This is a genomic window from Streptomyces sp. NRRL B-24572, assembly GCF_002156145.1.
Lineage (GTDB): Bacteria > Actinomycetota > Actinomycetes > Streptomycetales > Streptomycetaceae > Streptomyces > Streptomyces vietnamensis.
In genome coordinates, this window is sequence record NZ_MWIG01000984.1 from 1 (window position 1) to 1,397 (window position 1,397).

The following is a 1,397-nucleotide window of genomic DNA, read 5'->3' on the forward strand; positions in this document are numbered from 1 at the left end:
CGGCCTCGATCCGGGCGGCGCACACCTTGTACTCGGGGATCTTGGAGCGCGGGTCGAGGGCGTCGATGGTGAGGGCGTTCGCCGCCGTGGGGACGGGCCAGTGGTACGGCACGAAGACGGTGTCGGGGCGGATGGCCTCGGTGACGAGGGCGGGGAAGACCTCGCTGCCGCGGCGGGTGACGACGCGGACGGGGTCGCCGTTGCGGAAGCCGTGCGCGGGGTGGACCTCGACCCAGGGGCGGGGGGTCTGTTCGACGAGGGCGCCCAGGCGGCGGGTCTGGTTGCCGGAGAGGAAGTGGGCGACGGTGCGGCCGGTGGTGAGCGAGAGGGGGTACTCGTCGCTGTACGGGTCCATGGGCGGGTGCCATTCGACGACCTGCATGTGGACCTTGCCGTCGGGGTGGTAGGTGCGGCCGTCCTCGAAGAGGCGGGGCGTGCCGGGGTGGTCGGTGGTCGGGCAGGGCCAGGCGATGCCGCCGGTCTCCTCCAGGCGTTCGTACGTGATGCCGTAGTAGTCGTTGACGGTTCCGGCGGAGGCGGTGCGGAGCTCCTCGAAGACGGAGCGGGAGTCGGGGAAGGCGAACTTGTCGCCGGCGCCGAGCCGCTTGGCCAGCTCGCAGATGACCCAGGTGTCGGTGCGGACGCCGGCCGGTGGTTCCTGGGCCTTGTTGTGCTTGACGACCCGGGCCTCGGCATTGGCCATGACGCCCTCGTCCTCGGCCCACACGGTGACGGGGAAGACGACGTGCGCGTTGGCGGCGGTCTCGGAGAGGAAGAAGTCGAACTGGGCGTGGAATTCGAGGGTGTCGTAGCCGTCCTTGACGGTGGCGTGGTTCGGGAGGGAGACGAAGGGGTTGTTGCAGATGCCGACGAGGCCGCGGATCTCCTTCCGCTGCATCTGCCAGACCATCTCCATCATGGAGGTGCCGGCGGGCGGGAGTTCGGCCTCGTCGATGCCCCAGATCTCGCAGATCTGGCGGCGGTGCTCGGGGTTGGTGATGGAGCGGCCGCCGGGGAGGAGGTCGGACTTCTGGCCGTGTTCGCGGCCGCCCTGGCCGTTGCCCTGGCCGGTGATGGTGCCGTAGCCGGCGCCGGGCTTTCCGATGTTCCCGGTGGCGACGCAGAGGTTGATGATCGAGAGGCAGTTCTCGACGCCCTGGGAGTGGTGCTCGACGCCGCGGGCGTGCCAGGCCATGGCCTTGTCCGCGCCGGCGAACATGCGGGCGACCTGGACGATCTGCGCCTCGGGGACGCCGCAGATCTCGGCGGAGCGGGCGGGCGGGTAGTCGGCGACGGTCTTCCTGACCTCGTCCCAGCCGGTGGTGTGCGCGGCGAGGTAGGCCTCGTCGGTGAGGCCCTCGGCGACGACGACGTGCAGGACGGCGTTGAAGAAGGCC

At 70.7% G+C, this 1,397-nt stretch carries 1 protein-coding gene; it reads right to left on the reverse strand.

Annotated features, from left to right (window positions below; translation table 11 throughout):
- Positions 1-1,397, reverse strand: a 1,397-nt coding sequence (locus tag CCN56_RS39185; protein ID WP_143664798.1) for a molybdopterin oxidoreductase family protein, incomplete at both ends; no start/stop codon positions are given.